Below are 7,462 nucleotides of genomic sequence, written 5' to 3'. Positions count from 1 at the left end.
CGGCTGTTGCCGATGCCCTCGGTGATCGAGTTGCCCTCGCTGGCCAGCTCACCACTGGTGGCCCAGCTGTGAAGCGCGCTGCCGTGGGGGTCGGCCAGCACGCAGCGCACGCTTGGGTTCTGCTGCTTGAGGTAGAGGGCCACGCCGGCGTAGGTGCCGCCGGTGCCGGTGGCCGCCACCCAGGCATCCACCTGGCCGCCGGTCTGCTGCCAGATCTCAGGACCGGTGCTGTTGAAGTGGGCGCGGCGGTTGGCCAGGTTGTCGAACTGATTGGCCCAAACAGCGCCGGGGGTTTCCTCGGCGATGCGGCCCGAAAGGCGCACGTAGTTGTTGGGGTCGCGGTAGGGCACCGCCGGCACCGTGCGCACCTCAGCGCCAAGACTGCGCAGCAGGCCGATCTTCTCGGCCGACTGCGTTTCCGGAATCACGATCAACGCCCTGTAGCCCCGGGCGTTACACAGGTGCGTGAGGCCGATACCGGTGTTGCCGGCGGTGCCCTCCACCACCGTGCCGCCGGGCTGAAGCAGGCCCTGCTCTTCCGCTTCCAGCAGGATTCCCAGAGCGGCGCGGTCTTTCACCGAGCCGCCGGGGTTCATGAATTCGGCCTTGCCGAGAATCTCGCAGCCGGTGGCCTCGCTCAGGGCGTGGAGACGGATCAGCGGCGTGTTGCCGACGGCACCCACGAAGCCGGAGGTGATTCCCGGAGAGCTGGCCGCCATGCGCTCGCCACCACGCGTTCTGCAGTGGCGCGATCGTAGGGGCCTTGCTGCCACACCTAGGGTCGGCGCAGACGCCCCCACTCCATGGCGCCTTGCGCAGCCACAGCCCTGCTCCCCCGGCTGCGCCAGATCCGCCAGGCCAGCGAAGCGCTGATTGCGGGGCTTGAGCCAGAAGACCTCTGCCTACAGGGCATGCCCGATGCCAGCCCCGCCAAATGGCACTTGGGTCACACCAGCTGGTTTTTCGAGGAGTTTTTGCTGCGGCAGCGGCCCGGCTACGAACCGGCCGAGCGCGGCTGGGGCTATCTGTTCAACAGCTACTACGAGGCCGTGGGGGAGCGGCATCCGCGGCCGCAACGCGGATTGCTCACCCGGCCACCCATCGCCGCGGTGCTGGCCTGGCGCCAGCGGGTGACGGCGGCCCTCGAGCAGGCGTTGGAACACCTTGATCCAGGGCTGGTGGAGCTGGGCCTGCAACACGAGCAACAGCACCAGGAGCTGCTGCTGATGGATCTGCTCGATGGCTTCAGCCGAAACCCGCTGGAGCCGGCGGCGTATCCCGCCGGCTCCGGTGGCGTGGAGCCCGAGCAGACCTACGAAGCCGGCGCCGAGGCGGCCCCAGCCACTCCGAGCTGGATCGAGGTTGCGGGAGGGCTGGTGGAGATCGGTCACCCCGGGGGGAGCAGCGGCCCCGGCCCCTCGCCCGGCACCTTCCATTTCGATAACGAAGCGCCCCGCCACCGCATCTGGCTGGAGCCCTTCGCGATCGCCAACCGTTTGGTGAGCAACGCCGAGTTCGCCGCCTTCATCGCCGATGGGGGCTACAGCCGGCCGGAGCTGTGGATGAGCGAAGGCTGGGCGGTGGTGCAGCAACGGGGCTGGCAGGCCCCGCGCTACTGGCGGGGCGACTGGGAGTTCACCCTGGCGGGGCGACGCCAGCGGCAGCCCGAGGCACCGGTGCGGCATCTGAGCTGGTTTGAGGCCGATGCCTACGCCCGCTGGGCCGGGGCGCGGCTCCCGAGTGAAGCGGAATGGGAGCTGGCGGCGGCCGGCGGCGACCTGCCTCAGGCCTACGGCTGCCTCTGGCAGTGGACCGGCAGCCCCTATCGCCCCTACCCCGGCTTCGCGCCGGCGGCGGGCGCCGTGGGGGAATACAACGGCAAGTTCATGACCTCGCAATTCGTGCTGCGCGGCAGCTGCTTCCTCACCCCAGCCGGCCACGCGCGGCTCACCTACCGCAACTTCTATCCACCAGTGAGCCGCTGGATGGCGAGCGGCGTGCGGCTGGCGCGCGAGGTGGCGGCATGAGCAGTAGCGGTGCCACAGGCGTAGCCGCAGCGCCCCTTCTGGATCTGCATCCCGATCCGGCGGACATGCGCCAGCTGGTGGTCGAAGGCCTCAGCCGCAGCCCGAAGCAACTGCCGGCCTGGTTCCTCTACGACGCCGAAGGCTCCCGCCTGTTCGATCTGATCTGCCAGCAACCGGAGTACACGCTCACCGCCACCGAAACGGCGCTGCTCGAGCGGGAAGCTCCCGCGATCGCCGCCGCCCTGGGCCCAGGCACCCTGGTGGAATTCGGCGCCGGCAGCGCCCGCAAGGTGGCGCCGCTGCTGCAGGCCCTGGCCCAGCCGGCCTATGTGGCGCTCGACATCAGCGCCGAACACCTCGAGGCAGCCTGCACCCGCCTGCAGGGGCAATTCCCCGATGTGCCAATCCTTGGCGTGTGCTGCGACTACAGCCAGCTGGATGCCCTACCAGAGCATCCACTGCTCAGCGGCACAGCCCACCTCGGCTTCTTCCCGGGCAGCTCCCTGGGCAACTTCGAGCCGGCGGCGGCCCGCACGCTGCTGGCGCAATTCCGGCGGCTGCTCGGCCCCGGCGGCAAGCTGCTCATCGGCATCGATCAGCCCAAGGCGGTGGAGCGGCTGGAGGCGGCCTACAACGACGAGGCCGGCGTGTCGGCGGCGTTTGCGCTCAACCTGCTGCGACGGCTGAACCGCGATCTGGCAGGCCACTTTGATCTGGAGGCATTTGCCTACCGGGCCATCTGGAAGCCGGAGCAGAGCCAGATTGAGATGGCACTGGTGAGCCAGAGAGACCAACAGGTGGAGCTTGCGGGGCAGGTGTGGGCCTTTGAAGCCGGCGAAGCGCTGATCACGGAAACCAGCGCCAAGTACAGCCCCGCAGCCTTTCTGGAGCTGGCGGGCTCCGCCGGCTGGAAGGGAGCCGAGCGCTGGAGCGACCCGGCTGACGACTTGTCGCTGCACCTGCTGGTGCAGGCAGACTGACTCCAGCGGAGAGGCTCAGCATGTCGAGGGAAGAACAGCGCCGGGCTGTGCGCGAACTGCGCGAGAGCCTGATTGCCCAGCTGGAGGAGCTCTACGGCAACGCCTTCGAAAAGTTGGCCAGCCAGAACCTCGGCGAGGGCGGCATCGCCCGCCTCACCCAGCTGCTGCTGCGCTCGCGCGAGGCGGCGATCACGCCGCTGCAAGAAGAAATCGAAGCACCGCTGATCACCCGGGCGCCAGACAGCACTGAGGCGCCATGAGCCCGGCGGCCGACTGGCTCGAGCAGCTGGAAGCGCGGCTGGAGCAGCAGCTGGAGGCCTTCCTGCGGGCCAATCCCGCCCAGGAAGCGCTGCTCAACGAACAAGCGCGGCGCGACCAGCAGCAACGCCAGCGCCAGCAACTGCTGCAGGCTGAAGCACTTCGCAGCGAACTGCTGCAGATTGCAGCAGACGTGCGCGAGTGGCGCGATCGCAGCGCGCGAGCCAGCAGCGCCGGCGCTGCAGACCTCGCCACCCGAGCCGATCAGCATGTGGCTCAGCTGATGGAACGCGGCCGGCTGCGCTGGCAGGCACTGGAGCAGCTGGGCCGGGAGGTGCGGAACAACGTGGCGGCGGCGGCCGCACAACCCACTGCAGCGGCCCACACAAGCTCTGCCAGCCCAGCGAACGAGCCCCTCGATCAAGCCTGGGCGCGCTTTGAAGTGGACCAAGAGCTTGAAGCGATGCGGCGACGTCAACAGCGCAGCCGCTGAACACCGCTCAGCGAAGGTCGAACCGAGAACCATCGCCACCCAAGCCACAACAGCTCTGCGCAGCACTGTCCAAACTTCTGGACAGTCTGTACAAAAGGATGGATCGCGCCAGGAACGCAAAGGCCACCCCCCCTTCCGGCGCTAGCATGCTATCAACCACTGGAGGCCCATGGCGCAACTCTTGGTGCGGCAACTCGATCCCGCCGTGAAAGAGGCGCTGCAACGGCAGGCCCAACGCCACGGCCGCAGCATGGAAGAGGAAGTGCGGCTGATCCTGCGGCGCGCCGTTGAGCTTGAACCGCTCGGAAGTGCCGGCAACGCAGGTCTGGGGAGCCAGATTTCAGCGCTCTTTGCGGAGGCGCCCCTGGATGCACCGATCCAGGAATGGCGCGGCAGCGAGGCCAGTCCAGCCCACTTCGAGAGCGACGCCCAACCGTGATCCTGCTTGACACCAACGTGATCTCGGCCCTCATGCAGAGGCAACCGGATGCAGTGGTGGTGACGTGGCTGAATGCGCAACCACCCGAGCAGATCTGGCTACCCAGCGTGGTGGTGTTCGAACTGCGTTTTGGGGCCAGCATCCATCCTGAGCAGCGCCGCCAAGTGAAACTGCACCAACAACTCGATCAACTGCTGGAGCATCTGATTGAGGGGCGAATCGCGCCGCTCGATGGCCAAGCCGCCCAGCAGGCGGCGCAGCTGGCAGCCATGCGCCAGGCCAAAGGCACCAGCGTTGACCTTCGCGACACCCTGATCGCTGGCATCGCCCTCGCCCGCAGCGCGCAGCTCGCCACACGCAACTACCGCCACTTCAACGACACGACCATCGGACTGATCAATCCTTTCGCCGACTCCGCGGCATCGCACTGACCCCACCGATCGGCTTCCTGCTCTCCAAGCTGCTGCCGCTGTTTGTGTATCCCCTGGGGCTGGGCCTGCTGCTGCAGCTGGCCGGGCTGGGCACGGCGGCTCGGGGCCAACGGGGCTTGGGGCTGGGGCTGAGCGGCGCCGGTATCGGACTGATCTGGCTGTTTGCCATGCCGTTCACTAGCCGGCAGCTGATCTGGGGCCTGGAGGAACGCGCATCGGCACTCACGCCGGCGGCGATCCCCACAGGCGATGCGGTGCTGGTGCTGGGCGGCGGCCTCAAGCCGGCCCTGGCGCCACGGCGAGGCGTGGAGGTGTCGGAAGGGGGCGACAGGCTGCTCACCGGCTTGCGCCTGATGCGCGAGAACAGGGCGCCCCTGCTGATCACCAGCGGCGGCAGCATCAGCTTCACGGCGGCGGATCCAGCACCTCCAGAGGCGGTCAGCGCCCGGGAGCTGGCGGTGGAGCTGGGTCTCCCAGCGAGCCAGATCCTGATCAATCCAGGCTCCCGCACCACCGCGGAGGAAGCGCGCGACATCGGCGCTCTGGCGCGCCAACGCGGCTGGAAGCGGATCCTGCTGGTCACCAGCGCCTTTCACATGCCGCGCTCACTGGCCACCTTCCGCCAGCGCAGCGGCTACGGCCAGCCGACGGCAGGTTCAGTGGTGAAAAGTGTGCTGCCCGATGCCGAGGCGCTGCATCTGAGTAGTGTGGCGCTCAAGGAACATCTGGGCCTGGCGATTTACCGGCTCAAGGGCTGGTCGTGAGACCTGCCCTGATGCCCAGGATTACTGCTTAGGAGCCGGGGGCACCAGGCTGACGCCTTCGGGCGGAGGAGTGGGGTCGGGGTCGGCAATGAGCATGTGCTGGAGCACGATCTCCGGGCGTTCGCTATCGCGCCAACGGATGCGATAGGCGGGCATCTTGGTGCCGCGGCTGGTGGTTTGCTCCACGGGCTCCATCACCCAGCCGCGGCGGGAGCGGCCCTGGGGGTTGCGCTTCACCACCGCATCAGCGTGCTTGAAGCGGAAACCGACGCGCTCACCACTCATGGGATCCCGTGCCCCCGTCTGGGGGAGATTGCCTACTAGGGTTGATTATCCCATTGCGCGTCGCAGGGCCAATCAGTCGCCTGCTGTGGAGGCGGCGGCGCTGCGGGCTTCGGGGCGCAACAACGGGAAAGCGATCACGTCGCGGATCGAAGGGCTGTCGGTGAGCAGCATCACCAGGCGGTCGATGCCGATCCCCAGACCACCTGTGGGAGGCATGCCCACTTCGAGGGCCTGGATGAAGTCTTCATCCACCTGCTGGGCTTCGTCATCGCCGGCGGCCTTGCGGGCCATCTGGGCCTCCAGGCGTTGGCGCTGATCCACCGGATCGATCAGTTCGCTGAAGGCATTGGCGGTTTCGCGCCCCACGATGAACAGCTCAAAACGCTCCACCAGGCCGGGCTTGCTGCGGTGGGCCCTGGCCAGGGGCGAGTTTTCCACCGGGTAATCGATCACAAAGGTGGGTTGGATCAGATCGGATTCCACCGTTTGCTCAAACGCCTCCACCAGCAGGCGGCCCACCGAATCAGCCAGGACCGGAGCGGCCAGGCCCTTGGCCTCCATCGCCACGGCCGCTTCAGCACGCGAGGCAAAGGCCGTGAAATCCAGGCCGGTGGCCTCCTGCACCAGCTCATGCATGGTCACCCGGCGCCAGGGGGGCGTGAGATCGATCTCGGTGCCCTGATAACTGATCACGGTGCTGCCGCACACCTGCTGGCACACGTGAGCAATCAGCTGCTCCGTGAGATCCATCATGTCGTTGTAGTCGGCGTAGGCCTGATACACCTCGATCGAGGTGAACTCCGGGTTGTGCCGGGTGCTGATGCCCTCGTTGCGGAAGATCCGGCCGAGCTCATACACCCGCTCAAAGCCGCCCACCACAAGCCGCTTCAGGTGCAGCTCGGTGGCGATGCGCAGGGTGAGCGGTAGATCGAGGGCGTTGTGGTGGGTTTCAAACGGCCGGGCATCGGCGCCGCCGGGCACGCTCTGGAGCACCGGCGTTTCGATCTCGAGGAAGCCGCGCTCATCCAGCCAACGGCGAATCGCACTCACCGCCACCGCCCGCCGGCGGAAGGTTTCGCGGGTGTGGGGCGACACGATCAGATCGAGGTAGCGCTGGCGGTAGCGCTTCTCCACATCGGCAAGGCCGTGCCACTTATCGGGCAGAGGCTGCAGGCTCTTGCTGAGCATCTGCCATTGCTTCACCTTCACCGAGAGCTCGCCGCGGTCGGTGCGGCGCAGCGTGCCCTGAATACCGATCAGATCACCGGCATCCACCAGGGAGGTGATGTGAGCGAAGGCCTCAGGGTCGTCTGGCATCGAGGCGGCCAGGGTGGCCTTCTCGATAAACAGCTGGATCGGGCCGGTTTCATCGGCCAGGGTGAAAAAAGCGAGCTTGCCCATCACGCGGCGGGTCATGACTCGGCCGGCCACGGCCACGGCCACCTCGCGTTCCTCGCCGTTGGCCAGATCAGCGTGGGCCTGCTGCAGCTCGGCGGTGCGGTGGCTGGGCTCAAAGCGCAGCGCATAGGGCCCCTGGCCCAGCTCAGCCAGGGCCTTGCCTTTCTCGAGGCGGGTCTCGCGCAGCTCAGACAAAGGACCGGTGCAACTCAGCGTGCGGCCATCCTGCAGGAGCGTGGTGCAGCCAAAGCGCGGATCAGCCTCAGCCTGCCGCAGCCATTCCCGGCAGCTCACCCACGCGCTGGGAGGCGTAGCCAGTGCCGCGCACCGTGAGGATCAGCTCGGGGTTGCGGGGATCGGGCTCAAGCTTGCCGCGCAGGCGAGCCA

General features: G+C 67.6%; 11 protein-coding genes. 7 read left to right on the top strand and 4 right to left on the bottom strand.

What is annotated here, in order from left to right:
- The coding region (locus ACIQ2E_RS10715; protein WP_398330091.1) for a cysteine synthase A at positions 1 to 719 on the bottom strand (719 nt) is incomplete at its 3' end.
- A gap of 84 nt (positions 720 to 803) precedes the next feature.
- On the opposite strand from ACIQ2E_RS10715, the gene egtB reads away from it, so the two are divergent.
- The 7 genes from egtB to ACIQ2E_RS10680 all read left to right on the top strand — a co-directional run bounded on the left by egtB (position 804) and on the right by ACIQ2E_RS10680 (position 5,392).
- A complete protein-coding gene (gene egtB, locus ACIQ2E_RS10710; RefSeq protein ID WP_398330088.1) occupies positions 804 to 2,027 on the top strand; it encodes an ergothioneine biosynthesis protein EgtB in 1,224 nt (407 codons plus the stop codon).
- Positions 2,024 to 3,007, top strand: a complete 984-nt coding sequence (gene egtD / locus ACIQ2E_RS10705; RefSeq protein ID WP_398330085.1) for an L-histidine N(alpha)-methyltransferase — start codon at positions 2,024 to 2,026, stop codon at positions 3,005 to 3,007. Before egtB ends, egtD begins: the two co-directional genes overlap by 4 nt.
- Before the next feature lie 20 nt (positions 3,008 to 3,027).
- Positions 3,028 to 3,267, top strand: coding sequence for a hercynine metabolism small protein (locus ACIQ2E_RS10700; protein WP_398330082.1), 240 nt, complete (start codon positions 3,028 to 3,030; stop codon positions 3,265 to 3,267).
- Positions 3,264 to 3,758: a hercynine metabolism protein gene (locus ACIQ2E_RS10695; protein WP_398330079.1), complete on the top strand. Its 495-nt coding sequence runs from the start codon at positions 3,264 to 3,266 to the stop codon at positions 3,756 to 3,758. The genes ACIQ2E_RS10700 and ACIQ2E_RS10695 overlap by 4 nt, the downstream gene beginning before the upstream one ends.
- 169 nt (positions 3,759 to 3,927) lie before the next feature.
- Positions 3,928 to 4,197 carry a FitA-like ribbon-helix-helix domain-containing protein gene (locus ACIQ2E_RS10690; RefSeq protein ID WP_398330076.1) on the top strand — a complete coding sequence of 90 codons (270 nt, stop codon included), beginning with the start codon at positions 3,928 to 3,930 and terminating at the stop codon, positions 4,195 to 4,197.
- Positions 4,194 to 4,628, top strand: a complete 435-nt coding sequence (locus ACIQ2E_RS10685; RefSeq protein ID WP_398330073.1) for a PIN domain-containing protein — start codon at positions 4,194 to 4,196, stop codon at positions 4,626 to 4,628. The genes ACIQ2E_RS10690 and ACIQ2E_RS10685 overlap by 4 nt, the downstream gene beginning before the upstream one ends.
- A gap of 44 nt (positions 4,629 to 4,672) precedes the next feature.
- On the top strand, positions 4,673 to 5,392 hold the full coding sequence (locus ACIQ2E_RS10680; RefSeq protein WP_398330070.1) for a YdcF family protein: 720 nt from the start codon (positions 4,673 to 4,675) through the stop codon (positions 5,390 to 5,392).
- Positions 5,393 to 5,413: 21 nt separating this feature from the next.
- Here the strand turns inward: ACIQ2E_RS10680 and ACIQ2E_RS10675 are convergent, their stop codons facing one another.
- From ACIQ2E_RS10675 to ACIQ2E_RS10665, 3 genes are all read right to left on the bottom strand, one after another.
- Positions 5,414 to 5,677, bottom strand: coding sequence for a hypothetical protein (locus ACIQ2E_RS10675; RefSeq protein ID WP_010312387.1), 264 nt, complete (start codon positions 5,675 to 5,677; stop codon positions 5,414 to 5,416).
- A 72-nt stretch (positions 5,678 to 5,749) separates the two neighbouring features.
- Complete coding sequence (gene lysS, locus ACIQ2E_RS10670; protein ID WP_398330067.1) at positions 5,750 to 7,270, bottom strand: lysine--tRNA ligase; 1,521 nt, start codon at positions 7,268 to 7,270, stop codon at positions 5,750 to 5,752.
- 67 nt (positions 7,271 to 7,337) lie between these two features.
- Positions 7,338 to 7,462, bottom strand: a 125-nt coding sequence (locus tag ACIQ2E_RS10665) for a winged helix-turn-helix domain-containing protein (protein WP_398330094.1), incomplete at its 5' end; no start/stop codon positions are given.

It is taken from the genome of Vulcanococcus sp., from assembly GCF_044369115.1.
In the GTDB taxonomy this organism is placed as follows: Bacteria; Cyanobacteriota; Cyanobacteriia; order PCC-6307; family Cyanobiaceae; genus Vulcanococcus.
The sequence above is the reverse complement of the archived record's forward strand: the minus strand, read 5'-3'. Positions and strand labels throughout refer to the sequence as shown.

Coding starts and splice junctions, on each gene's coding strand:
- ACIQ2E_RS10695 (WP_398330079.1), top strand. CDS start 3,264: ATGAGCCCGGCGGCCGACTGGCTCGAGCAGCTGGAAGCGCGGCTGGAG.
- egtD (WP_398330085.1), top strand. CDS start 2,024: ATGAGCAGTAGCGGTGCCACAGGCGTAGCCGCAGCGCCCCTTCTGGAT.
- ACIQ2E_RS10700 (WP_398330082.1), top strand. CDS start 3,028: ATGTCGAGGGAAGAACAGCGCCGGGCTGTGCGCGAACTGCGCGAGAGC.
- egtB (WP_398330088.1), top strand. CDS start 804: ATGGCGCCTTGCGCAGCCACAGCCCTGCTCCCCCGGCTGCGCCAGATC.
- ACIQ2E_RS10690 (WP_398330076.1), top strand. CDS start 3,928: ATGGCGCAACTCTTGGTGCGGCAACTCGATCCCGCCGTGAAAGAGGCG.
- ACIQ2E_RS10675 (WP_010312387.1), bottom strand. CDS start 5,677: ATGAGTGGTGAGCGCGTCGGTTTCCGCTTCAAGCACGCTGATGCGGTG.